The sequence below is a fragment of the Alkalihalobacillus bogoriensis ATCC BAA-922 genome (assembly GCF_000621445.1).
GTDB lineage: Bacteria > Bacillota > Bacilli > Bacillales > Bacillaceae_F > Bacillus_AO > Bacillus_AO bogoriense.
Genome location: NZ_JHYI01000006.1, coordinates 314797 through 340561 on the forward strand (window position 1 = coordinate 314797; position 25765 = coordinate 340561).

Annotated in this window: 17 protein-coding genes; 2 read left to right on the plus strand and 15 right to left on the minus strand. The window is 35.6% G+C overall.

The genetic code is table 11. From position 1 onward, the window contains the following. Positions 1–172 precede the first annotated feature (172 nt). The 3 genes from T323_RS0101575 to T323_RS0101585 form a co-directional block, all read right to left on the minus strand. Positions 173–3334: a hypothetical protein gene (locus tag T323_RS0101575; protein ID WP_026671722.1), complete on the minus strand. Its 3162-nt coding sequence runs from the start codon at positions 3332–3334 to the stop codon at positions 173–175. Positions 3335–3347: 13 nt separating this feature from the next. After that, a complete protein-coding gene (locus T323_RS0101580; protein ID WP_026671723.1) occupies positions 3348–4685 on the minus strand; it encodes a glycoside hydrolase family 30 protein in 1338 nt (445 codons plus the stop codon). 253 nt (positions 4686–4938) lie between these two features. After that, a complete protein-coding gene (locus T323_RS0101585; RefSeq protein ID WP_026671724.1) occupies positions 4939–5952 on the minus strand; it encodes a LacI family DNA-binding transcriptional regulator in 1014 nt (337 codons plus the stop codon). A gap of 100 nt (positions 5953–6052) precedes the next feature. On the opposite strand from T323_RS0101585, the gene T323_RS29080 reads away from it, so the two are divergent. Continuing rightward, positions 6053–6205, plus strand: a complete 153-nt coding sequence (locus tag T323_RS29080; protein ID WP_035177224.1) for a hypothetical protein — start codon at positions 6053–6055, stop codon at positions 6203–6205. Between the two features lie 16 nt (positions 6206–6221). Here the strand turns inward: T323_RS29080 and T323_RS0101595 are convergent, their stop codons facing one another. Further along, complete coding sequence (locus T323_RS0101595) at positions 6222–7418, minus strand: class I SAM-dependent rRNA methyltransferase (RefSeq protein WP_026671725.1); 1197 nt, start codon at positions 7416–7418, stop codon at positions 6222–6224. 210 nt (positions 7419–7628) lie between these two features. Between T323_RS0101595 and T323_RS0101600 the strand changes: the two genes are divergently transcribed. Beyond that, positions 7629–7946 (plus strand): DUF3817 domain-containing protein, encoded by a 318-nt coding sequence (locus T323_RS0101600; protein ID WP_180320830.1) that lies wholly within the window; start codon positions 7629–7631, stop codon positions 7944–7946. A gap of 169 nt (positions 7947–8115) precedes the next feature. On the opposite strand, the gene T323_RS25645 is transcribed toward T323_RS0101600, so the two are convergent. The 11 genes from T323_RS25645 to T323_RS0101660 form a co-directional block, all read right to left on the minus strand. Then, the gene (locus T323_RS25645) at positions 8116–9279 is read right to left on the minus strand and encodes an MFS transporter (RefSeq protein WP_051556292.1); all 1164 of its coding nucleotides are present in this window, start codon (positions 9277–9279) and stop codon (positions 8116–8118) included. Further along, positions 9260–10426 carry an MGDG synthase family glycosyltransferase gene (locus tag T323_RS0101610; RefSeq protein WP_035177227.1) on the minus strand — a complete coding sequence of 389 codons (1167 nt, stop codon included), beginning with the start codon at positions 10424–10426 and terminating at the stop codon, positions 9260–9262. The genes T323_RS25645 and T323_RS0101610 overlap by 20 nt, the downstream gene beginning before the upstream one ends. Before the next feature lie 220 nt (positions 10427–10646). Beyond that, entirely contained in the window at positions 10647–12974 is a 2328-nt protein-coding gene (locus tag T323_RS0101615; RefSeq protein ID WP_026671728.1) for a putative bifunctional diguanylate cyclase/phosphodiesterase, read from the minus strand. A gap of 132 nt (positions 12975–13106) precedes the next feature. After that, complete coding sequence (locus tag T323_RS0101620) at positions 13107–14021, minus strand: ROK family protein (protein ID WP_026671729.1); 915 nt, start codon at positions 14019–14021, stop codon at positions 13107–13109. A 36-nt stretch (positions 14022–14057) separates the two neighbouring features. Further along, on the minus strand, positions 14058–16523 hold the full coding sequence (locus tag T323_RS0101625) for a beta-mannosidase (protein WP_026671730.1): 2466 nt from the start codon (positions 16521–16523) through the stop codon (positions 14058–14060). Between the two features lie 355 nt (positions 16524–16878). Further along, complete coding sequence (locus tag T323_RS0101630; protein WP_026671731.1) at positions 16879–17907, minus strand: LacI family DNA-binding transcriptional regulator; 1029 nt, start codon at positions 17905–17907, stop codon at positions 16879–16881. 117 nt (positions 17908–18024) lie between these two features. After that, entirely contained in the window at positions 18025–19212 is a 1188-nt protein-coding gene (locus T323_RS0101635) for a GAF domain-containing SpoIIE family protein phosphatase (protein ID WP_026671732.1), read from the minus strand. Positions 19213–19382: 170 nt separating this feature from the next. Beyond that, the gene (locus T323_RS25650; protein ID WP_051556293.1) at positions 19383–22037 is read right to left on the minus strand and encodes an EAL domain-containing protein; all 2655 of its coding nucleotides are present in this window, start codon (positions 22035–22037) and stop codon (positions 19383–19385) included. Between the two features lie 411 nt (positions 22038–22448). After that, positions 22449–23996, minus strand: a complete 1548-nt coding sequence (gene pruA, locus T323_RS0101650) for an L-glutamate gamma-semialdehyde dehydrogenase (protein WP_026671733.1) — start codon at positions 23994–23996, stop codon at positions 22449–22451. A 27-nt stretch (positions 23997–24023) separates the two neighbouring features. Continuing rightward, positions 24024–24275 (minus strand): biotin/lipoyl attachment domain-containing protein, encoded by a 252-nt coding sequence (locus tag T323_RS0101655; RefSeq protein ID WP_051556294.1) that lies wholly within the window; start codon positions 24273–24275, stop codon positions 24024–24026. Positions 24276–24347: 72 nt separating this feature from the next. Next, positions 24348–25541 carry an ornithine--oxo-acid transaminase gene (locus T323_RS0101660; protein ID WP_026671735.1) on the minus strand — a complete coding sequence of 398 codons (1194 nt, stop codon included), beginning with the start codon at positions 25539–25541 and terminating at the stop codon, positions 24348–24350. Positions 25542–25765 lie beyond the last annotated feature (224 nt).

Genomic DNA, 25765 nt, shown 5'->3' on the forward strand with positions numbered 1-25765 from the left:
AAGATTTACTACAACTTCATCATTGTAAACCCTTTCAAATTAAAACTGTATAGTGTCTTTACACCAACACTTCATTTAATTTACAATTCCTCCTTTCATTAAAGTGTAAAGCGCTTTCGATTTTCTTTCTTTTGGGGACGCCTTTTTTCAGGCATCCCCCCATTTTCTAAAGTTATTCAAGATAGACTTTCATCTGTTTCACTTCTCCACTCCGTACCGATGCCGCTAACTGTCCTTTTATCGTTTTCTCTTCAACGACTCCTACCTCACCACTGTGAAAGACTAATTCATATTTATACGGGACGACAGCCTCTTTACCAAAAGTCGCATTTCTTTTTGGATTAATATAGGTTACTTGACATTGTCCTAAAAAAGTAAATGTGACTTCTCCCTTTTCTGTAAACATCCAATCTGGTAATGTCGGTGTAAGGGTTAACGTCAACGTTTCATTTTCATAAATAAAAGGGGTCTTCCCTGCCATCATGACAAACCACATATTCAAGAATTCAATCGTCGACCCACTTAATCGAGAGACAAAACCTCTCCCGTGTAAAGAAGGATCCGGGTTTGCACTACTTGCAATAAATGATGAGTTTTCTAAAATACTTCTTCCATACATTTCTGGGTCCAAAAACGGTATCATAGCCTTTTGCATATCTTCAAAAAACTGTTCCGCTAAACCGGCTTTTAACACTTCTAGTAAATACTTATATTCCATGTGTAAAAAAATCGATTCATTTTCAAGCCAACCCGGAGTAAAAGAGTTAGCTCTTCCTAACTCATCTGGCTCATGTTGTATAGACATTGATGTTTTGTACATCCCTAATTTTTTATCGTAAATGTCAGAAGCTCTTACTTTATCATAAATTTCTTTTGCTTCCTGTTTCGATTTTGTCACTTTTAACCATTTAACAATACCTTCTAAGAACGGGACAACCGGAATAGGCTTCCACTTTATTTCATCCAAAGCGAGCGTAGAAATCGAAGACTGAATTGGTTCAAAATAAAAATAAGTAGCAGGTAAATCCGAACTATAACTATGAACACGTTCAATTCCGGTTTCCACACGGTCTTTAAATAGAACTAACATTACTTTTACCTCTTCAAAGGAAAGCGTAATTTCATCGCCAAGGACACCGTATCTTACTGACTCACGATACCTCTCTCGTAATGATGTCACTTTGTTCCAATACGCATGCTCACTTTCATCAGAAGCTTCATCAACTTTTTTTATTGCACATAGTACTCCTTTTAAAAACTCGTAAGTTTCCATCGGTAAGTGAACTTCATAATTTCCATTTACCTTTAATAAAAGGTCGATTAGACGATTAATTTCCATTAGCTCTGATGTACTAGACCCTAACATCCCTGGTAATCCATTTAAAGAATCATTCCATCCGGGCTTATCGGCTTCCATTTCAACCCCTAAACCATATGGAGCCAAAGTCGCTGTTTTGATTAAGGTGAGCAAAAATAACTTTGAATACAAATTTGTTTGATACTTTTCACCTTGTCCATATTTTGTTTTCACCCATAATGCACCATCATTTGAGGACGCTTGTAAAAGTTTTTGTTTGTCTTTAGCTATCGCCTCATATTGACGAAGCTTTTCATTCGTGATTTGATATTTATTTTCTCGTTTCTTCACAAAAGCTGGACTATCAAAAAACAAATAAGACCGTTCAAAAAATAAATCTTTCACTTTATCCGGATATATCGTTAAATAACTTTCAATTAAATCTAAGTTATACGTCCAATGATCGATCCAATAACCTTCACCAAATTCTGCCTGATACTGTTCTTCCGAATTAAGGAGGACATCGACTAAAAATTGTTCGAAGTTTGTTTTTAATTCAATGCTATGATCGGAAATAAAGTGCTTTAACTCCCCCGGTGTAAAACTCGCTTGAAAGAAAGCTTCTACTTTCTCAACATCAGTATCAGAAAAATAAGTTGAATAAGAGAAGGACTCTTTCAGCTTGTAACGAACTCCTTTTACGCCAAGTGGGTTATACCCATCTAATTGAATGAAACTCATAAATTGTTTAATGTTAGCATCACTCACTTTTGGTTCAAAAAAGATATCACATCGTCGGTTTTGATTGATGTCGCGGTAGTTTCCGTTTCCTTGAGAGTAAAACGTTGGACTAATAGAGAAAAAGTTATAATCTCTTTCTAAGTCGCCATGTTTTCTTGAATACAGATAAAAAACTTTCTTTTTCTCTCCTTTTTCAAATACAACCGGGAACCCGCCTCGCAGTCCATTATCTAAAAAACTTTGTCGACAATACGCATCAAAAACAGGCTGTGCCGTTACTGTTTCAATTGGATTTACAATCTCCTCAGTCATGCTCCTTGCCTTTTCTTGCATTTCTTTTAAATAAGGCTGTGTCATCACTTCTTTAACATAAGATTGAACGATCTGTAATGACGAGGCATGTCCGATAGTCGTATACATTTCGATTTCCTCTTGGGCCTCTAGTTCAAAGGCAAAAGGCGAAAAGCCGCAAGATACTTTATTTGTTGTGACTTGATTTTGTTCAAGTAATTGTGAGATAGAATGGTTAGCAAACTTTTTAGGAAATTGCATGGAAGTATCTGAACCAAAAATAACATCTCTATCAACAATAGGTGTACTATATTTCAACTTTTCTCCTTGAACCATCATACTTATATAAAAGTTTCCTTCATTGATTTGCTTTACTTCTGCTGAATCTTCCATACTCCCACGTAACGTATAAAAAGGAATGCCTTGTTCTAAGTTTTTCACATCAAACCAGCTTTTTAATGTATGACCGAGCTCTTTATAAGCTGCATTAGACACTCCACTAGGTAATATCGTCGGTATTCCATCTAATAGTTCAAATGAACGTCTTGTTCGTCCCCCATTTTTCAATTTCACATGACGGACGAGGGCTGCTACTTTGGAGTGAGGCAAAATGAAATATTCGATTTCTAAAGTGAATCCATACTTGTCATTATCGTAAATGAGTTTTAATGTATTTTCGTTAATGACCATCTTTTCCTTCCCATACTGATCGGAAGCAGAAAAAGGTTCAATTATCGTCATATCGTCGTCATGCTGAATTTTGATAAACGTTCGAAACCCATGAAGAAACACATTTTGATAGGCTTTATCGGCTGGATAAAATTCTGATATAGCCTTATTTTTATCTTGAATACCAAAGCTTGCGATCCCTTGACCGCGGCTAACGTAAAATACCCACATTGGAATCCCGTCAACACCCGCGATACCAGGTAAAAAGCTCGAAAAAGGCGGAAGTTCTTGATATTGATTAATTTCAAACGAACGATCATTATTAAGTGAATACATCATTACCCCTCCATTAATGAATCACATATGTCACAATTGAATGCGCTGTCACTATGACTTCTGCTGATTCCTCGTCGATGGAAAACATTAGCTTTTCGTTTTTATCGGTTTCATTTAATACAACGACGACAATTTCATCTTGTTGTTTAAATGCTATTATCGATATATTGGGAACATTTGAATCAACCTCAATTCTGACTGCTCCTCGTTTAATAAAACGACTAAAGTGCCCAATAGCATAATAAGAACTGTTATAATAAACAACATCTTTTTTTGTGTCGACAATAATCGGTGCATCACAATAATTCCCCACATGATTAGGGCCACCTTTTTCATCTAACACAATATTCCAATCAATGAACCCTTCGAGCCAATGATTCATATCTCCAATAATATTACGGGCATATCTTTCTCCTGTATGCCACTCTCCTATTTTCACACCACCTTCAATGCAACCTTCTGTAAATAAAAGATGTTTATCAGGAAAAGCTTCATGCACTTTTGATAGGTTCTCAAACTCCTCTGATACATACCAATGATTTCCAATACCCCAAACATATTTGGCTGCTTCTGGATCCTCTAATACGGTTGTCGCTCTTTCTACAATGACATCACGATTATGATCCCAAATGACAATCTGTTTATCACTTAAATCGTGCTTGTGTAGGGTAGGCCCTAAAAAGTCTTTTACAAAGTCACGTTCTTCTTCTGCTGTATAAATACACGAATCCCATACTTGTACAGCTTCAGGTTCATTTTGAACAGACACTCCCCAAATCGGCACTCCTGCTTTTTCCATTTCTTTAATATACTTCACATAATAATTCGCCCAAACTTGGCGATATTCAGGGATTAGTTTCCCACCATTGTTCATTTCTCCATTCGTTTTCATCCATGCGGGCGGACTCCAAGGAGAAGCTAAAATGGTTAATGGTTCGTTAGCTATAGCCATAGCCTCTTTAATCAAAGGAATGACATATTTCCATTCTCGTTCAATTGAAAATGACGCCAGTTCTTTATCCCCTTCATCCACATATGTATAATTTTCCAATGCAAAGTCGCAACTATGAATATGAGTTCGACCTAATGTGTAGCCTAAGCCAATGTTTTTATCAAAATATGCGTCAAGCACTTCTTGCCTGTGCCGGGGTGAAATTTGAGCTAAGCTATACGCGGCTGCTTCGGTAAAAGCTCCTCCAAATCCCATCCATTGTTGAAATGTACGGTCAGGATTCAAAGACACAACATGTTTGTCATCTACCGATTGATTTACAAACGTAATCATCGCTTTTTCTTCCCACTTCTTTTTTTGGTTTTTATTCGACTCCACTATTCTCATCTTCCTTGGCATTGGAATCACCTCATATTAGATTCATTTGTAACTAGCATGTTCTTTCTTTATTCCACTATTCTTATTAAAACGTTGTTGTCGCATCGTTTGTTGCTTTAAAGTTGAGTGAACTATATATTTTCCATTAAAAGTAAAAAACTTTGATTTAAATTTAACTTTCCCGAAAGCGCTTTTACCTTATTTATTAATTTATAAAGCGCATACAATTTTTTAATAATCTGAAGCGCTTTCGGAAATATGAGCGAAAAAGCCTCTACTTTTTCGCTTCCCCACAAGAATCTCTTTTCACTAACTCTACGGGAATGGTCATCGCCACTGTTAATTTTGATTTTTCATTGATTTGCTGTAATAACAAATCCGCAGCTTGGGTTCCGATCATGTCTGTATTTTGTTTTATCGTTGTTAATGATGGTGACGTATATTTCGCAACGTCAATATCATCAAATCCAATTATTGAAATATCCTCAGGTATTTTTAATCCCATGTCGTTGGCAACTTTTATTGCCCCTAATGCCATGGAGTCACCCGCTACATAAACTGCTGTAGGCATATCTTCCAATGAAAGTAATGCTTTCATTGCAATTTCTCCACCTTCGAAACCAAAATAACCACCGTTTACAATGTATTCATCTGTGATGTCGAGATGATGCTTTTGACAAGCTTCTAAAAAGCCCTTTAACCGTTCTTCACCAGCAAATGTTTTCTTATGTCCTGCAATATGAGCAATTTTTCGGTGCCCTAACGAGTGTAAGTAATCTACTGCCAATTCACTTCCATGACGATTATCACTAAACACAACACTCGCTTCACGGCTATGCATATCAATAAAAACAGTAGGAATATCAGATTCCAATAAACTTTGCACTTCTGAATCAAAATTTAATGGAGAAACGATCACTACTCCATCAACCCCACGATAGCGAAAATGTTCTAAATAACTTTTTTTCTCATTGCCAATATTTCGTGAGACAAACAATAAATCATAACTACTTTGTTCCACTCGTTTTCGAAAACTTTCAATAACACCACTAAAAAGTGGATGCTTCATTCCAATATTTAACGCTTCTACAAAAACAACACCAATCGTCCAAGATTTCTTTGTTGTTAATGAACGAGCATTCGCATTAGGTAAGTAACCTAATTCATTCACTGTATCTAGAATTTTTTTTCGTGTTTTTTCATTGACATCTGTATAATTATTTAATACTTTTGAAACAGTAGCTATAGAAAAGCCTGTTTTTTGGGCTATGTCATAAATCGTTGGCATCTTTTAACTCCTCACTTGTACCGAAAGCGCTTTCGACTTTATTTTAAGTTGTGCTACTTGTCCTGTCAATATTAAATCCATCGAAAGGAGGAAATTATTTATGAACATAAATCGAATTCGAAGAACATTATATAAGATAAGCCGTCTTCTAGGTGATGTAAACGCTGTTAAAAGAGGAAAAGTCGGGAAAAGAATGGGAAGAAGAGTAGTTGGAAGAGCAACAGGAAAAGCAATCAGAAAAATGTTTAAATGATTCTGATTGCTTTTCTTTAATTCTTCAATTGAATAAACACCACTTTCAAATAATTTCCTTCTTTAAACTGAGGGTGTGTTTTGAAATCTTTTGGAAGCGAGTATTGGTCAACAATGGAATATTTCCTTTTTTGGTTTTGGCATGCTTCGTTGATAAATCCCTTAAATTTCTCCATCCCAAAACCACTATAATTCGTAGAAGCCACAACCATCCCATTCTCGTTTGTAATTGCTAGTACTTCTTCTAACAAAGCTGTATAATCCGTTGCCACACTAAATCTTCTTTGTTTTGAACGTGCAAAACTAGGGGGATCAAGGACAATGAGATCAAACTTCTTTTCTTTGCGTTTAGCATATTTAAAATAAGCAAAAACATCTTCTACAATAATGTCATGCTCCTCATAATCAATATCATTTACGCTAAATTGCTCGATCGTTTTAGGTAAGCTTCTTTTCGCTAGGTCAACACTTGTTGTCTTCCTCGCACCGCCTATTGCAGCTGCTACAGAAAATACACCTGTGTAAGAAAACGTGTTTAATACCTCTTTATCTTTCGCATACGTTTTTCGAATTTGAAAACGGACATCTCGTTGATCTAAAAATACTCCTACCATCGCTCCATCATTTAAATCAACTGCGATATTCACTCCATTTTCTTTCACGATTAATGGAAACTGAGCTGGTGTCCCATCAACAAAATCATCTCCATCGATATAGTGCCCACCAGTATTAAAGCGTTTTTTTTCATAAATCCCTTTACAATTAACTTGCTGGAGTATGGCCTCTACAATTTCTTTTTGAAATGCATAAATGCCTTCACTATACCAATGGATGACATAATATCCATCATAAAAATCAATGATAAGGCCACCAATCCCATCCCCTTCACCATTAAAAATTCGGTAGGCATTCGTCTCCTCATCAATAAACATCGATTTTCTTTTCACAAAAGCCTGTTCCAACTTTCTTTTAAAAAACACATTATTAATAGCTTCTTCTGGATTTTTTGTTATGATCCAACCAAAGCCTTTGTTTTGCTTTCCGACATACCCTTTCCCTATAAACGAATGCTGCGCGTCCACTAAGGTGACAATCATACCTTCTTTCATCTCTTGGCCCTTACTATCAATAGCTTCTTTCATAATAAGCGGAAAGCCACTTTTATACTTTTTTATAAATCTTGGTTTCACTTTAACCGTAATTTCGTTTTTCATCGTTTTCTCCTTTTATCCGATTTGAACTATGATAAAGGTAAGGTCATATTTTACCATTTCTAAGAATAAAAAACTAGGACAAGGATTATTATTAGAAAAAAGGAAAAACACTATATTCACAGTGATAACCTATTTTTCATGTTTTCTTCACTTTTTATTGAGCGTTATCTTGGTATAATAGAAACATGACTATAACAAGGAGGGATACCGATGAGTACTCCTGAAGATCGTTTTCGTGTCGTTGCTTTTTTTGAAGCTATTTCCTATTTACTATTACTAGGTGTCGCCATGCCATTAAAATATGGATTTGATTATCCAATGGCTGTAACTGTTGTCGGTGCCATCCACGGCGGGCTTTTTGTGTTGTATATGCTAGTTGTCGTTTATATGATTTTTGCAGCAGGATGGCGTTTTCAAAAAGTCTTTCTTGCAGGAATAGCTTCGATTATTCCATTTGGTCCGTTTATTTTCGATAAACGCCTAGTTGGTGATACAAAAGCCACTTCTACTATAGCTGAGCAAAAGTAACTCTCTTAAGAAGATGGATAAAGAAAAACGCGGGTGCGGAGATCTCGCTCTTTTAGAATAAGCTTTCAAAACTTCACGCTACACCAAATTTTTCTAACTTTCTTATATGTTTAAAAAAGAACGACAAAGAAACCTAGCTGTTCGCTAGGTTTCTTTTGATTTATCTTTACTAACTTCTTATCCGTGCGAAAACAGAAAAATAACCAAAATAAAATAGCGCCGTTAGTCCTAATAATAATGCACTTATTGTTATTGTAACCTCTGTATTTTTTCCTAAAGCTAAAAGGCTACCTACAAGGGGACCAACCATCACACCTATGCCTTGTAACGAAGATACTAACCCCCAACTCGCTTCTTTAATATAACTGGGAATAAAATCCGCGAGAAATGAATTCCAGGCTGGAAGTAACATTGCATAAAAAATACCAATTACAATAACACAAATCGTCGTAAATAAAAGTGTATCACTTGTTGTTAATAAATATAAAAACAAAGCAAATACACTAAAACCAATGATGATTGGAATTCTAATGTTTACAATATCTACCCATTTTCCCATAGGGATTAAAAAAACAATCGCACACAGCCCACCAACCACCAACATAACCACATATTGCGGCTCAGTTAAATGTAGTTCTTCAATAGCAAAAGAAGGCAATATAGGAATTAGCATTCCCATAGCCATTCCTTGCAATAAAACACCTGGAATAACAATCTTACTTTTTTTCACAAATTGAATGAGCCCTTGCCACTCTGTTTTCATATTCATTTGTTTAATTTCTACCTTTTTTGTGTCACTTCTACTATAAATGAACCAAGCTAGAAGAAGCAAAAAAGGTACAAAAAATCCTAACATGTCGACCTGCAACGTGCTAATGACATTCATCGATATTGTTCCTGTAGCAATACCAAAAAGCCAACCAAAATAAACGAAGCCCATGTTTTTGCCGCGATTTTTCCCACTTGCTTTTGTTAATACAACTAGCCATAGCGGACATATACCTAAACCTAGAACAATGGCTGCAAAAATCATAAGTCCATTTGAAGGTGTTAAGAAAAATAACGATACGGAAACAACCATAAGAAAAAAGCAACTATGCATTACTAATTTAACACCTAGTCTTTTCATAAAAAATCCAATCCCGATATTTGTGACAGCATCGCTCACGAAATGCAATGTAATCGCAAGACCTATAAACGTAAGAGAAATCAATTGACTAGAAGCTAGGCTAGGTAAATAACTAATAATAATTGCTCCACGTACAAATTCTAATAATGTTAACACAAAAACTAGCAATAAAAACGGTTTATCTTTAACTAATGGTTTCAGCATATGTTTGATCTATTACTAATGGTGTCGTTTGAACAGAAGGAGAAGAAAGCATTTCAACAATATCATCACAAATCATGTTGGCCGCACTTCCTTTATATAACTGTTCCATTCTTTGTTTCATTTCTTTTCTTTTTGAATCATTCATCACTATTTCATTTATTTCATTTATTAATTCTGTTTTTGAATCGACAACTTCAGCAATACCTTTCTTTTTAAAATAAAGGGCATTTTCAGTTTCTTGACCAGGTACACATCCAAATAAAATTAATGGCACATGAACAGCTAATGCTTCACTTAATGTTATTCCACCTGGCTTTGTTACTAACACGGTAGCAACACTCATCCAATTATCAATTTCATTCGAATAACCAATTATTTTTACATCATTATCCGAACAAAAGGAGGAATCTAATGATTGTTTTAATCTTTTGTTATTCCCACAAATGACAACAACCTGACAGTCATTGGAGTTTCGAATTTCTTGTACAACTTCGTCTATATCTTGCAATACACCAAAAGCTCCTGCAATAATTAAAATAATCGGTTTGGTTTTAGATAAATGGAATGTCTTCAAAAATGATTCTTGCATGATTTTTTGTTCAAAAGAAGGTTGAATCGGGATACCGGTAACTTTCACTTTTTGTGGTAAAATCCCACTCTTTTTTAACCTCTCGACAATTTCATTTGTGGAAACATAATACGTATCGACTTCTTCATGAATCCAATGTTTATGAACGCAATAATCGGTGACAACTGTGACAATGGGAATAAGAGTACCTTTTCTTTTTCGATATTCGGGGACAACAAGCATCGGAAAGGTGTTCACGATAATATCTGGGTTTTCTCGTTGAACAATTTCATCAAGCTTTTCCATACCTAGACGACGAGTTACTTTCGTAATGTAACTGTTCTTTTTCTTGTCAGTTCCATAATAAATACCACCATAAATTCGTTGACCATAAGTAAAGCTTTTAATATATAAATATCTCGTAACCTTTGTAATTAATGGGTGTGCTTCAAAAAACAAATCAGAAGTTACAATGTTTGTAATCCCTTTTTCTCTGAATGTTTTTTCAAGTGTTTTTGTTACTTGTAAATGCCCATTTCCGTAACTTCCAGTTAATATCAACACTTTTGGACCGGCCATTTGTATTCATCCACCCTCATCACTGTTATGAAGTGTTTTCTTGTTGCACTCCTCTCTTTATAATAATCAATAGAGTTGAACGAAATATGAACAAATTGTTAAGAAGTGGTGAAGAAACAGTGTAAAAAAATGGTGGAATATAGAAAACATTGGATGTTCATGTAGAGACTTATTCGTGTGAACCAATAATTTAAAAGAAAAGCCTGTCTATATCGACAGGCTAGGACTCACTGTTCCTATTAGAAATAAACGAATCAAATTCATCGATCGGTAATGGCGGGCTTAAATAATATCCTTGAAACTCTTCACATCCTATATCTTTTAAAAACTCAATTTGTTGAGGTTTTTCTACCCCTTCAGCAATCACTTTTAAATTTAACCCTTTAGCCATGACAGTTATAAGCTTTACAATCGCAGCATCCTTATCACTAAATTCTGCGGAATGTATAAACGAACGGTCAATTTTTAATTTATCAATTTGAAATTGACTTAAGTAACGAAGTGATGAATATCCCGTTCCAAAATCATCAATGGAAATTTGAATCCCCATCTGTTTTAACTGCGCTAATTTCATCATAATATTTTCTGTATTGTCCATTGCTAAACTTTCTGTTATTTCTAATTCTAAATATTTTGGGCTTACACCCGTTTCCTCAATGACCTTTGCTATGGATTCAACAAAATCAGGCTGTTGAAACTGATTGGATGAAATATTAATGGCAATTTTTGTTGGGGCTATCCCATTTTCTTGCCATGTTTTAATTTGCTTACAAACCGTTTTAAGTACCCAATCGCTTATCACAGAAATCATACCTGTTTCTTCAGCTAAAGGAATAAATGTAAAAGGCGAAATCATCCCTTTTTTCGGGTGTTTCCATCTAATTAATGCTTCCGCACCGATAATTTCACCCGTTTTAATCGATGTTTGTGGTTGGTAATGTAAAACAAATTCATTTTTCATAATCGCCTTTCTTAGCGAAAGTTCTAAATCAAGCCGGGTTTTATTTTTCATATCATCATGGTAAAACTGAAAATGATTTTTTCCTTTTTCTTTCACTTTATACATGGCTGTATCCGCGTGCATTAGTAACGTTTCACAGTCCGAACCATTATCAGGACTTATCGAGATCCCTATACTTGGAGTAATATGTAGTTCGCGGTCGTATATAAAAAATGGTTTTGAAATTTGTTCTAATATCGTTAATGCGGTGTTTTTAACGTCATCTATCTCAACGTTTTCTAATACAATAGCAAATTCATCCCCACCAATTCGATAAATCGCAGTTTCTGTTAATACATTTTTTAACCGGTCACTTACATCTTTTAAAAGTAGATCGCCAACAGAGTGTCCTAATGTATCGTTAATCACTTTAAATCGGTCTAAGTCCAATATCATCACAGCTAGTTTCCCGTCGACAGCTTTAATTGCTTTTGCTACATTATCTTCAAATAGTCTCCGGTTTGGGAGTTTCGTAAGCATGTCATAGTAAGCCATAAATTCTACACTTTTTAACGTTTTTTCTAATTGTTCTGTTCTTTGTTTTACTTTTAATTCTAATTGTTCATTTAATAGATTTAATTTGCTAAATAACTTTTCATTTTCCACCACTGTAATAACTTGCCTTACAATAATGAGAATAATACTAACGAATAAACCAAAAACGATACTATCTATTCCACCTGTATAATAAACAACATAAGCAAATAAACCAATCACACCGACATAGGGAATACTTTGCTTATACATTTGCTTCTTTAAAGAACTATCTGTTAACGGTTTTCTTTCCTCTATCTTTTGTCTAAAGCACACCCCTGCTAGCCCGATGAGTAATATGGATAACACCCATAAAGGTTCTGCCATACTACCATACTGGTAAATACCTGATAGTTTTTCATAAGAATATATTGTATCCGCAATAATTTTCATAAGCATACCTAACGTTAAAACAACCGTTGTCTTTGTTCGAAATACTACTGTTGAAAATGATAAACTTAAAACACCAAACAAGATGCCTAAATCTATAATTGGAAATACGAGCTCAATTGGAAAAGCAAGACTTGTATTATAGTCCATGAGCGGTTGAATAACAAATGTCCAACTAATTGTAGTGGCAATAACCATAACAATTAATGAATCGAATAATACCCTATACATTCGAAATAAATTTCTTTTATAATACACAATAATAATTAGAGCAACTAAATAACAAAGTGTATGGGCGATCCATAGAAACTGAGCTGGGTTATAAGAGAAAATGGTATATGAAGAATTGTCAAATAGCCCCCACGCTACAATCCCTAAAAAATACAAGAGGCTTGAGAGGGCTAAAAGAAGCCAGCAATATTTTAATAGACTAACCGTATGCAAATATGTGGCATATAGCCACCAAAATGAAAGGATAGACGCAATAAGATGAAAACTAAATCCGCCCCACAACAAAAGAGAAGGTGATTGCACTGTCATCAAATTCCACACGATATACAGAAGAATTAAGATAAAAACTACGATAAAAGAGTATCCGGAATTAAGTCGATTCGTCATCTGCATTAGTAACCTTCCCTATAGTCAGCCTGTCATTATTCGTTTTTCATATATTTCTCTTTGATTATTTTACATGATTTTGTCGAAAAATGCCAATATTTTTTGGTTGACTCTACTGTTATCGCAGAATGATTGCACTCAACTACGTTCGTTCAAAACTAGGGAAGCAGCCCCAACAATCCCCGCATCTTGTTGCAATCCGGCCGGAACAATTTTTGTTTTCCGGCCAAATGGACTTAACGCATATTTGGAAACATATTGTTGAACAGCTGAAAATAACGGTTCACCTACTAATGACACTCCTCCACCAATGACAATCTTTTCCGGTTCAAACATATTGATAAGGGTCACAAGACCGATCCCAATATACTCAAATGTTTCCTGAATTAAAGCTGTCATTTCTTCATGTCCTTCATCATATAAAGCGAAAACTTCTTTTGCATCAAGGTCTCGTCCTAATCGTTCTGTTGCCCTCCTTGCAATGGCAGTTCCTGAAGCTAACGATTCAAAGCAACCTTTTTGCCCACACACACAAGTTCCTTTCGACTGATCCAATACAATATGACCGACATCCCCTGCATTTCCAAATGCTCCACTAATCAATTGACCATTTGCATATAACCCTGCACCGATTCCCGTACTAATGGTGACAAAGATATAGTTCGAGTGCCCTTGAGCAGCCCCAAATCGCCCTTCTGCTAATGTAGCTGCTGTCGCATCATTTTCAAAATGAATCGGAACATTCCATGCTTTTTCGAAAAAAGCAGCCACTTCAATATTACGCCATTTCGGTAAATTCGGAGGACAAGCGATAATCCCTTTCTTTTTATTAATAGGTCCTGGTGCACCAATACCCACACCCAATATCGCTTGCCACGAAGTTTGTTCGGACTCCATTAATTTCTCTGTTTGTTGTTTGATTTCTACTAAGACATCATTCGGGTCTTTTGTTTTATCAGTTGCGATTTTTACTTTAGCTTTTATTTCCCCTTGTAAATCAACGATGCCAATAGCAATTTTTGTGCCGCCAATATCAATTCCAATTGCAAACATTCTACATCCCCCCACCTTTACTTACTGAACAAAAGGCTACTCCATTGTTGCAAGGTCATAAATCGAACGTGTTTTTAATTGACTCTTAAACATATTAAGATCCATGACTTGATTCATCTTTTCTTTTAACACAACAATTTCTTTCGTTTCACTAGCAGATAAGTCAAAGTAATTATCACTGAATATACAATCTGCTTCATGTAAATCTAACTCAATATATTTAGCAAATGTCTCTGTTTGCATCGTTATCACAAACGCATATTCTGTTTCAGTTATATTCACCTTAATTTCTGGATTTATAAATTGAAAATGTTTAACTTTTGTAAATAAAATAGTCGAGTGTCCTTGCACTTTTCCGTCATACATTAATTTATATTCTAAATAATGATTCTGCTTCATTTCATCTAAAGAAAGCTGATGAAAAGTCATCGACTCACATGGCTTTGCAAACAAAGGGGGAACTGTTGCTGTAACTGTTCCTTGCTCGACAATCGTTGAATCATTTCTTCTCAAGCACCAATGAATTGTACAATGAACTTCCTCTGTTCTATCGTTTGTCACGTAAAAGCTCATAGTATTTGCTTCATCTAAAACAGATAATAACACTGGCGCATAAAACTTTTTCGCAAAATAATGTAATGCTTTCCAGCGTCCGTTATAATCAATACTGGACCAAGACGCCACTGGCCAACAATCATTTAGTTGCCAATAGATAGATCCCATACATCGACCGCGGTGTCTTCTCCAATGTTCAACCCCATATTTAATGGCTTCTGCTTGTAGAATTTGTGAAGCATACAATAAAGAAGAAAAGTCTTTTGGATACAAAAAGTTTTCCGACAAATAAAACAAAATCTTCCCGTTTGCTGATCCATTTTTTTGATGATTTTCCATAACATAAGAAAAAATATTACGGTCAGAAGGCTCTGTAAACGACTTCACAGTTTTTAAAGAAGGGAAAGATTGAAAACCGAATTCCGAGCAAAACCGGAAATGAAATTTTCGATATTCCGTAAAAGGTTTTAATCCATGCCATACATCCCAATAATGGACATCACCTTCATTTTGACTATTCGGCTTTACAAAACCTCCTCCTGATGATGGCGAAGAAGCCCAATAAAATGTTTGCGGGTCTAATTTTTTCATTAAATCAGGGAAAATCATTTCAAACTGCTTTATATAATCCACCCTCAGCTTTGGTGGTTTAGGGAAATCCCACCCTACCCACGCTTCTTCCATTTCATTGTTCCCACACCATATTCCGAGACAAGCATGATGCCGTATTCTTTTAACATTATCTTCTACTTCTGCAATAATCGTTTCTGTAAATTCATCCGTTAATTCATAAACAGCACAAGCAAACATGAAATCCTGCCAAACAATGAGTCCGTATTGGTCACATAATGTGTAGAATTCATCGTTAGGATAATAACCTCCACCCCATACGCGAATCGTATTGAAGTTGGCATCAACACAATCTTTTATAAGTTGTTCCGTTTTCCCTTTAGAACCTCTTGAAATTAAGTTATCTTCGGGTATATAGTTTGCACCCATTGAAAAAATCGAAATTCCGTTAACTTCGAATTCAAATGTTTCCCCCCACTGGTCAGGTTCTTGTTTTACTTTGATCGTTCGTAATCCAATCGTGTACGTTTTATTATCGATTTTTTTCTCATTTTCGTAAAGCGCGATCACAACTTTATACAACGGTTGTAGACCGTATCCATTTGGCCACCATAGCTTTGGGTCGTTTATTACCGTCTCGAGTTGTTCTACTTGTTCAATCGGAGCTGTCTCGTTGCTAATAACATCGCCGTTCGGACCAATAATTTCGACACTTACTGTAACAGTTGAAGGGCGATACGTTGTAATATTTATTTTCGTCTGTAATGTTACTTGGCCGGAAGAGTGGTGTTGAGTCATATAGACATCGTCAATTTTTCCTGTTTCATAACCTCGTAAAGAAATTGACCGCCAAATCCCGCTATCTGGAATTTTCGGTCCCCAATCCCACCCAAACATATAATGAGCTTTTCGTAGATGAGGGAACCCTTCTATTGCGTCAGGTACACCCCATAAATAGCTTTCTGATTGTTTTTCTTTTATGTATTGCACTGGAGAGGCAAAGTAAATATGGATTTCATTTATTCCCACTTGCAAATACTTCTTAACATCAAACTCATATATGCGATGCATATTATTCGTCGTTGCAACACCTTTTCCATTTATCGATATGGTTGCTAATGTGTCTAATCCCTCACAGCATAATGTAATTTCATCTTGCTGTAAAAAACCTTTATCAATGTCAATTTTTCTAACGTATTCATAATCTTTTTGAGCTATTTCATACACAAACTTCTCGTTATCACGGTAAAAGGGATCTTCCATTTTTCCATGTTTCAACAGTTCAGAAAAAACTGAACCAGGGACAATTGCTTCTAACCACTCATCTGAATCCGCTTGTTTCATCTTCCATTGTCCATTTAAATCGATGGTACGCATGAAAAACACTCCTCTAATACTATTATATTTAGTAGGTTCCCCAAAAGTTTTTGTTATTATTGTTATCATTTTTGTTATTTTAACTAACTAAATAATAACATCGTTACTCTCTATTTGACAATGTAAAACATTCATCTCTTCCGTAATAATTAAGAAAAACGCGAAGCGTCTTTTCTTTCAAGCGAAGTGCGGTCCCTGCCCGCTTTTCTTGAATAAGCTTTCAAAACTTCACTGCTAGATCACTATCTTATCTATTAAAAAAAACGCGGGAGCGTCTTTTCGTTTCTTTCTTATCATTTAAAAAAGCCACCGAAAGCTTCTTTTATCGGTGGCCGTCCTATAAATAATGATGCTTCTATTTCGGAGCGCTAATGGATGATCTTATCATTAACTCTCCTTGAATGACAATTTTTTCAGCGGGATATGGCAAATGATTTTTACGCCAAATCAATTTTGATACGGCCCGCTTCCCTAATAACTCCCTTAACAGATGTACTGTTGCTAATGGCGGATTTGTATATAAGCTGATATCCAAATTATCAAATCCTGTCACCGAGCAATCTTCTGGTACTTGAAATGAGAATTGTTGCAATGTTTTCATCACTTTACTTGCAATATCATCATTTGCACAAACAAATGCCGTTGGAAAAATGCCATCACCAGCTTTTCTTTCTTGTACCCACTTTTCAAAATTGTTAGAAAGGGAATTGTCATAAGGAATCTCAATTTTTACATCTTCACTGTTTTGAGTTAAATTTGCTTTTTCCATTGCTGAACGAAACCCTAGCCAACGGTCATAAAAACTTTTAGAAAATGATGTATCACCGACAAATACCAATTTTTCATGGCCCAGTGTCAGAAGATGCGCTGTCATTTTATAAATCCCATCATAATTATCTGTAAAAACGGCATCCGCCTTAATCAAAGGTTCTTCATGGTCAATAAGGACAATCGGTACATTATATTGCTGAAAATCCACTAGTTTTTCTGAGGAAATTTTACCGACACCTATTATGCCAAGTAAACCTTTCGTTTGAATCATTCCTTCAATTTTCTGGTCTTGATTTATAATAACGAGCCCACATTGCCTCTCGGAAACTTCTTGTGATAACCCTTCAATGATACTTCCCCAATACTGCGATTCATGTTGATAGCCACGCTCAGGAATCACAACAATAACAAAAGCCGAGTGGTCATTTCCATTCTCATCCTGTGTTTGTTGTTCAGCTTGTTTAAAATACCCTAATTGCTGGGCGACAAATAAAATCTTTTGCCTCGTTTTTTCGCTCACTCCCGATTTTCCATTTAATGTCTTTGAGACGACATACTTTGAGACTCCCGCTGTATTTGCAATTTGCTGCATTGTAATTTTTTTACGAGACATTACAAAACACCTCTGTCCTTTATACCTACTTGTTTTTTTTGTTAGTATAGCAGTTACGTTAGAAGGATAACAACAAAAAAAAGTATCCATTTTTCACAGAGCGGATACTTTTTCAGCTTACTTTGTCAATATCGAGATCATACATATATCATCACTTATTGTTTCACTAGCTTGTGCTTGCTCTAAGAAGAAACCTAATGCATTTACATTGACTAACTGTTCATACTTTTCTTTTATTTCTATTACTGTATTTTTATTTTCTTCATACAACATATCTAATAAACCATCAGTATATAAAAATATTTCACCTTTTTTCCCAAATGGAACCGTCCTCGTTTGATTCGGTATCGTTGATTGAATACCTAAGGGTACGGTTCCTCTTTCAAGAAAAATAGCTCCACACTCATCTTTTAAAATACCAGGAGGATGTCCTGCATTTAAAAAATCAACCTGCTGTAACGGCATATTCACAACTAAATAAATCCCTGTAACAAATGAGGAAAATGTAGATTCCTCATCAAACAAGTTAAGAATAAGACGGTTTATTTGATTCATCACGGCATAAGGTTCCCCTACTTCCTTGATAATTGACTCTAATGCGGGACGAATCGCCATCCCAATTAAAGCAGAAGATACCCCATGCCCCATTACATCTAATAAAATCACACCATATTTACCTTTTTCAATTTCATACCAAGCACATAAATCACCAGAAAGATGGGCAGATGCTTTATAGACATAGTCTACTTTTATTTCTTCTGTATCCAAAGGTTTATTCATCACAGATTGTTGAACTCGTTGAGCCAAATCTAATTCTTTTTTTGTTTTTTCTTCATATGTTGCTAATTTGTCAAACGCCTCTTCTAACTCAATCGAATTTGCGATTAAATTAGCATAACGTTGTAGTATTGGAATGTCTTGCTCTGATAAGGCGTTTGGACTAGGGTCTAATGCACAAAGCGTACCAAATGCTGTTCCGTCTTCAATTGTAATAGGAACCCCTAAGTAAGAACCAATCGAAAAATCAGACGTTACTTTCATCGATTTCACTAACAGCGATTTCGACGAGTCTTTAATTAACAAAGGTTTCATACTCGAGACAACCATACTACAATACGACATTTCAATCGAAGAATGAAAAGGATGAGGAATGGTACATCCTCCTTCTTCATTAATTACATCTAATATAACAAATCGCTCATTTTTTGTACTAGCAACAAAAAATGACCTTGCCGAAAGTGTTTCTTTCATTAGTTCGAGAACCATTTTCGCTGTTTCTTTTAATTTTGATTTTGGATGTCTCATTAGGTAAAACCTTTCTTTAAAAAGAATGACATATCAGGCTATCGATAGTAGTATGTTTTATTATACTAAAAATGAGAATGAGCTTAAATGGTTTCTTCAGGTTTCTATGAAAAAAGAAGTGTATTCAGTGGCCTCCTTGAATCACTTCTTTTTTATATTTCAAAAGGATGTTACTCAAGCGATTTAAATAGTTCATGACTTGGCAATGGCTTACTAAACAAGTATCCCTGCATACAAGTACAACCCATTTGTTCAAGCGTCTGTTTTTGAGCCTCTTCTTCAACACCTTCAGCAATTAAGTCTAATTGTAAATTAGTCGCTAATGTAATGATGGAATCGACAATCGCTTTGCTCGCTTTATCTTGTTGTAACTCTCTAACAAATTCTCGGGGAATTTTTAAAGTATGAATTGGGAGCTTCCCTAAATAGGATAAGGATGAATATCCTGTTCCAAAGTCATCTATCGAAACTTTAATCCCCATTTCTTGTATAGCCTGTAATTTTGCTATTGTCTTTTCAACATTCGTCATCGCTACAGCTTCTGTTATTTCTAACTCTAAATACATCGGATTAAATTCTGTTTCATCTAGTATTGTTGAAATCATCTTAACTAATTGACTTGACTTAAACTGCAGCGGCGATAAATTCACCGAAACTTTCAACTGGCAACCTAAGTCATGCCAACGTTTTCCTTGTTCACAAGCTTCACGCATCACTCGTTCACCAATCGGAATGATTAATCCGGTTTCTTCGGCAATTCCGATAAAATGGGCTGGTCCAAGTAAACCTAATGTTGGATGATTCCATCGAATTAACGCTTCTACCCCATACATTTTGTTTCTTTTCGTATCAATTTGTGGTTGATAGTGTAAGAGAAACTCTTTATTTCGTAATGCTTTGTGCAAGTCACTTTCAATGACAAATTTATGGGTCGGTTGGATTTCCATTGTTTTATCATAGATTTTATATTGACTTTTCCCTTCACTTTTCGCTTCATACATTGCGATATCTGCTTTTTTCAATAAGCTAACTGAAGTATTATGCTCACCATGATGGTGAACAACAACTCCAATACTTGGGGTAGCAAAAATTTCATGCTTTCGGATAATATACGGCTTACTTAACACATTAATAATCCTTTTAACCAATTGTTCAATGACAGCTTTATCTTGAAACTGACAAATTAATAGGGCAAATTCATCTCCACCATGCCGAGCAAGAGTATAGTCTTCCTTACAAACTCGTTGAATTCGTTTTGTCATCTCAACAAGAAGTTCATCCCCTGCATCATGACCGAGTGTATCATTAATGATTTTGAACCGGTCAACATCCATATATAACACAGCTAGTTTTTCACCAACTAGGTATTCTTTTTCCAATTCCAAATTTACGCTCTGTTCAAACGAAAAGCGGTTTGGTAGTCCAGTAAGTACATCATGGTAAGCAAGAAAATTTAATTCTTCTTCTGTACGCTTAAAATCTGTTATATTTTTCCCAATTCCAAATACGCCGACTACCTCTTCATCGATAATAATGGGAACAAGTGTAATGTTTACATGATGCACATTTCCAAAATAATCTTTTATCGGTACTTCATAATATTGTGGTTTCCCTTCAAGTACTTTTTTAAAATAATAGGAAGCATTCTCCAGTTCACTTTCAGCAACAATTGTTCCTATCGATTGTCCGGCTAATTTATTTATCGAATAACCCGTCAGTTTTGCGCATGCTTCGTTAGCACTTAAAAATCTCCCTTTTACATCTAACGAAAAAACCGGGTCTGGATGATATTCAAATAACGAACGATAGTGCTGGGCACTAAGGGATAACTCTTTGTTCTGTTCGTTAAACTTCCTTAAAAAATGTTTATTTTCAACTAATATTAGAAATTGCCGAATAATCACTAACATTATTGCTATATAAGAACCTACTGTTAAAGATGTTACTCGTGTATTTTGATTCACGATAACGACCATTAATAACAAAACAATACTTACTAGGGGAGCAATTATTTGAACTTTTGTAAAGGAGTGTGTCACACTCTTCTTTTCTGAAACGCCTTCTACTAATTGCTGATGAAAAAAACTAGCATAACCTACTAATAGCAATGATAATGTAAACAACGGATCAAAAAAACTGCCTGTTTCATAGTTTCCTGTTAGCTGTAAATACATATAACTAGTATCAGCTACAACTTGTATCGCTATCCCGATAAATAGAATAACAAGAACAATTTGAATTTTAGTTTTTTGAGAATACAGAAAAAGAATAAGAATACTAAAAAATAAAAGAAGGTCTCCGATAGGATAACCTATAGACACGAATAAAAACATGCCAGTTAAATCAGGGTCTTGAATTAATTCCCTAATAAACACATGATAACTAAACGTTGCCGCCACAACCATAATAATCAAAACTTCAAATACGTACCGGACATTAAGAAACACTTTGTTATCGAAGCATACAAGATATGAAAATGCCAGTAAATAAAAGAAGATTTGTAGCTTATAAAACAAATCTGGTAAGCCAGGAAACGGAACTTCCACTTGTAAATAGCTTTCATAATACATCCAAAATAGTTCTGCTATAAAATAGTGAAAACAGCCGATAGCCAAAAACAACCAAAATAACCGTTGTTTTGATTTCTCTCTTTTTGATGCCAGCCATAACCATATCGCAGCTATAAGTGGAGCGATTGTCGAAAAAAGATTACGAGAAAATACGGTGCTCCAATTTTCAACATCACCGAAAACAAGGAGCAAATAATATAGTACAATATATGTAAAGATAGCACCTAGTATATATTTATTTTTACTCTTGTTCATTCGTATGACCTGCCCTCTATTCCTTATAGGTATTTAGACCTTGTCTCCATGTGATTTTCATTCACTTTTAGTTTATATATAAAATATTATTCGGTATATTATTACAATAAACGACAAGCACTCCTTTATTTTACCATAATTATTTACCGTGTATATTGAAATTTTTAATTACCAAACAATAACAATAAAAGTTCCCCTTTTTTCTTATAGTAAAAAAGAAATGGTTAGAAAGGATCGATTTCAGAGTCCCATAACTATTTGAAACAAAAGACTATATCTCAATTCTATTTAATGAATGCAGGTTACTGTCTTTTCACATTATAGTAAATCTTTTTACACCATAACCATCTATAAATTCTATAAGAATATAAAAAGCCAAGTCACCCTTTTTCAAAAGGACTTGGCTATATTCTAATACATTTCAGATATTGTTTTTGCTTGCATATGAAGGACTAAGTAATCTGGTCCACCTGCTTTTGAGTCAGTTCCGGACATTTTAAAGCCACCAAATGGATGATAACCAACGATCGCTCCTGTACAATTGCGGTTAAAATATAAGTTACCAACGTGAAAATCTTCTTTCGCTTGTTCAATATGAGCTCGATTTTTTGTAATCACCGCACCTGTTAACCCATACTCCGTATTATTGGCAATTTCTAGTGCATGCTCAAAACTTGTTGCTTTACAAAAAGCAACGACAGGTCCGAATATTTCTTCTTGCATAATTCTTGAGGTTGGATCTGCATCAGCAAATACAGTCGGTTGAATAAAGTAACCTTTGCTACTATCGCCAGTTCCACCTGCCACAAGACGTGCTTCTTCTTTGCCAATATCAATATAGTTCATAATTTTCGTAAATGCCGCTTCATCAACAACAGGACCCATATACATGTCACCTGTAGTCGGTTCCCCTACCGTTAACTCCTTCGTTAACGCAATGACTTTTTCTAATACTTCGTCATACACATCTTCGTGAACAACTGCCCGCGATCCCGCTGAACACTTTTGACCGGAAAAGCCAAACGCCGACGTTACAATAGACTGTGCAGCCAAATCAAGATCTGCTTCATTATCTACGACAACGGTATCCTTTCCTCCCATTTCAACAATGACACGTTTTAAATGTTGTTGGCCTGGGTGAACAACGGCAGCTCTTTCGTACAATCTTACACCGACATCACGCGAACCAGTAAACGTAATTAAACTCGTATTCGGATGATCAACGAGGAAATCGCCCACTTCTGCACCACTACCTGGGATATAGTTCACGACTCCAGCAGGTAACCCTGCTTCTTCAAGAACCTCCACAAACTTCGCACAAACAACTGGAGTCGTACTTGCTGATTTTAACAACACTGTATTTCCTGTTACGATCGGAGCTACAGTTGTACCCGCCATAATAGCTAAAGCAAAATTCCAAGGTGAAATGGTGACACACACTCCAGTAGGGGTGTAATAATAGCGGTTATGTTCACCGATGCGACTATTTACTTGTTTACCCGACTGTAATACAATCATTTGTCTAGCGTAATATTCGAGAAAGTCAATCGCTTCGGCTGTATCCGCATCTGCTTCTTTCCAAGGCTTCCCCGCTTCCTTTACAAGCCATGCTGAAAACTCATGTTTGCGGCGGCGAATAATGGCAGCTGCTCGAACAAGAATATTCGCTCTTTCTTCTGCCGTGACTTTTCTCCACGACTGAAACGCTTTTTCTGCTGTTTTGATCGCTTTTTCTGCAATTTCCTTATTGGCTTTAGAAACCGTGCCAATCATTTCATTTTTATTCGATGGATTAATGGATGTAATCTTCTCTTTTGTCCTAATTCGTTCCCCGCCGACAATCAGAGGATATTCTTTCCCTAATTGTTTTTCCACTTGTTGAAGCGCTTCTTTAAAGGCAAGTATGTTTTCCTCTATTGTAAAATCTGTGAATGGTTCATGTTTATACACTGGCAGCATCGTTTCTCCTCCTTATATTTATTTTTATTAGTCACACCCAACAGGTTGTGCATCTTCTTTTAAAACCGCTAATGTATAATCAGAAATAATCGAATCTCCTTCATGTACATTTACTTTTGAAATGACACCACTCGCTCCTATTTTTACTTCATAGGACGTTCCATTTTTCGTGCGGATGAGAAATAACGGTTCCCACTCATACACAAAAGATCCTTCTTTCACTAATATTTTTTCTACTGTTCCATTTGCAAGACTAGCCACCGTACGAAAACAATCCATTTCTTTCCTCCTCTTTTTACTAGAAAATGAACGATGCTGTTTTCTCTTGTCGGTTTCTTGTTGTAATCCCTCTTATTTTTCAAGAACTTTTGTTATTTTTTCAATTGCCCACTCTAGATCATTTTCTTTAATAACTAAAGGTGGGGCAAATCGGATAACATTTTCATGTGTTTCTTTACATAACAATCCTTCTTCTTTTAATTGTTCACAATATTTTCTAGCAGGTACAGTTAATTCAACACCAATAAATAAACCGCGACCACGAACTTCTTTAATGATTGGATTGTTTATTTGTTTTAACTTCTCTTTTAAATAACTTCCTAAATTAAACGATCGTTTAACAAGGTCTTCCTCTTCAATGACATCAAGTGCAGCAATCGCAACGGCACATGCTAACGGATTTCCACCAAATGTTGATCCGTGTGAACCAGGCTCAAATACACCAAGAATAGAACGGTCCGCACAAACAACGGAAATGGGGAAGACTCCACCACCGAGTGCTTTTCCTAATATATACATATCAGGCTCAACGCCATCCCAATCTGATGCAAACAATTTCCCTGAACGACCTAACCCAGACTGAATTTCATCTGCTATAAATAGTACATTTTCTTGTTTACATACCTCATAAGCTTCTTTTAAAAACCCTTCAGGTGGAATAATAATACCTGCTTCCCCTTGAATAGGCTCAATTAAAAACGCAGCTGTATTTGGAGTTATTGCCTTTTTCAATGATTCAATATCACCGTAAGGAATAACTACTATCCCGGGAAGCATCGGCCCAAATCCTCTTTTATATTCTTCATTTGAAGAAAGGGATACAGCTGTCATCGTTCTCCCGTGGAAATTATCTTCACACACGATGATTTGCGCTTCATTATCAGGGACTCCCTTACAATCGTATGCCCATCTTCTGGCTGCTTTGACTGCAGTTTCCACTGCTTCTGCACCCGTATTCATCGGGAGTATCATGTTTTTCTTCGTTAAAGTAGATACTTTCTCATAAAACGGGGCTAATTTATCATTATGAAAAGCGCGTGATGTTAATGTAATTTTTTCGGCTTGATTTTTTAACGCCTCTATAATTTTTGGGTGACAATGCCCTTGATTCACCGCAGAATAAGCACTTAACATATCTAAATATTTATTTCCTTCTGGATCAGTTACCCATGCTCCTTTTGCTTCTGAAATTACTATTGGGAGTGGATGATAATTATTTGCACCGTATGTTTCCGTTTGTTTAATAATTGATGTTGATGATGTCATTTTAATTCCTCCTCCATACTCGTGGCGATTTCTTGATTTACTTATAGTTAATGCAAAAACTATGCCAACATGCTATTTCCCTGTTTTTTTCACAGCCGATTTATGTTACGCAAGTTTTTTTTTCGAATCCATTGATAATTTTTCCTAAAAACCGAAAAATATTTTTTCGTTTTACAAGTTAGTGCGTTAATAATAGAAAAATATATTTGCTCTCATAACTTGTT

What these genes read in the sequence shown, in the direction of transcription:
- T323_RS0101600 (WP_180320830.1), top strand. Translation starts at nt 7,629, where the DNA reads ATGAGTACTCCTGAAGATCGTTTTCGTGTCGTTGCTTTTTTTGAAGCT.
- T323_RS0101595 (WP_026671725.1), bottom strand. Translation starts at nt 7,418, where the DNA reads ATGAAAAACGAAATTACGGTTAAAGTGAAACCAAGATTTATAAAAAAG.
- T323_RS0101585 (WP_026671724.1), bottom strand. Translation starts at nt 5,952, where the DNA reads ATGCCAACGATTTATGACATAGCCCAAAAAACAGGCTTTTCTATAGCT.
- T323_RS25650 (WP_051556293.1), bottom strand. Translation starts at nt 22,037, where the DNA reads ATGAACAAGAGTAAAAATAAATATATACTAGGTGCTATCTTTACATAT.
- T323_RS0101660 (WP_026671735.1), bottom strand. Translation starts at nt 25,541, where the DNA reads ATGACATCATCAACATCAATTATTAAACAAACGGAAACATACGGTGCA.
- pruA (WP_026671733.1), bottom strand. Translation starts at nt 23,996, where the DNA reads ATGCTGCCAGTGTATAAACATGAACCATTCACAGATTTTACAATAGAG.
- T323_RS0101615 (WP_026671728.1), bottom strand. Translation starts at nt 12,974, where the DNA reads ATGCAGATGACGAATCGACTTAATTCCGGATACTCTTTTATCGTAGTT.
- T323_RS29080 (WP_035177224.1), top strand. Translation starts at nt 6,053, where the DNA reads ATGAACATAAATCGAATTCGAAGAACATTATATAAGATAAGCCGTCTT.
- T323_RS0101620 (WP_026671729.1), bottom strand. Translation starts at nt 14,021, where the DNA reads ATGTTTGCAATTGGAATTGATATTGGCGGCACAAAAATTGCTATTGGC.
- T323_RS0101625 (WP_026671730.1), bottom strand. Translation starts at nt 16,523, where the DNA reads ATGCGTACCATCGATTTAAATGGACAATGGAAGATGAAACAAGCGGAT.
- T323_RS0101630 (WP_026671731.1), bottom strand. Translation starts at nt 17,907, where the DNA reads ATGTCTCGTAAAAAAATTACAATGCAGCAAATTGCAAATACAGCGGGA.
- T323_RS0101635 (WP_026671732.1), bottom strand. Translation starts at nt 19,212, where the DNA reads ATGAGACATCCAAAATCAAAATTAAAAGAAACAGCGAAAATGGTTCTC.
- T323_RS25645 (WP_051556292.1), bottom strand. Translation starts at nt 9,279, where the DNA reads ATGCTGAAACCATTAGTTAAAGATAAACCGTTTTTATTGCTAGTTTTT.
- T323_RS0101575 (WP_026671722.1), bottom strand. Translation starts at nt 3,334, where the DNA reads ATGTATTCACTTAATAATGATCGTTCGTTTGAAATTAATCAATATCAA.
- T323_RS0101580 (WP_026671723.1), bottom strand. Translation starts at nt 4,685, where the DNA reads ATGCCAAGGAAGATGAGAATAGTGGAGTCGAATAAAAACCAAAAAAAG.
- T323_RS0101655 (WP_051556294.1), bottom strand. Translation starts at nt 24,275, where the DNA reads ATGGATTGTTTTCGTACGGTGGCTAGTCTTGCAAATGGAACAGTAGAA.
- T323_RS0101610 (WP_035177227.1), bottom strand. Translation starts at nt 10,426, where the DNA reads ATGGCCGGTCCAAAAGTGTTGATATTAACTGGAAGTTACGGAAATGGG.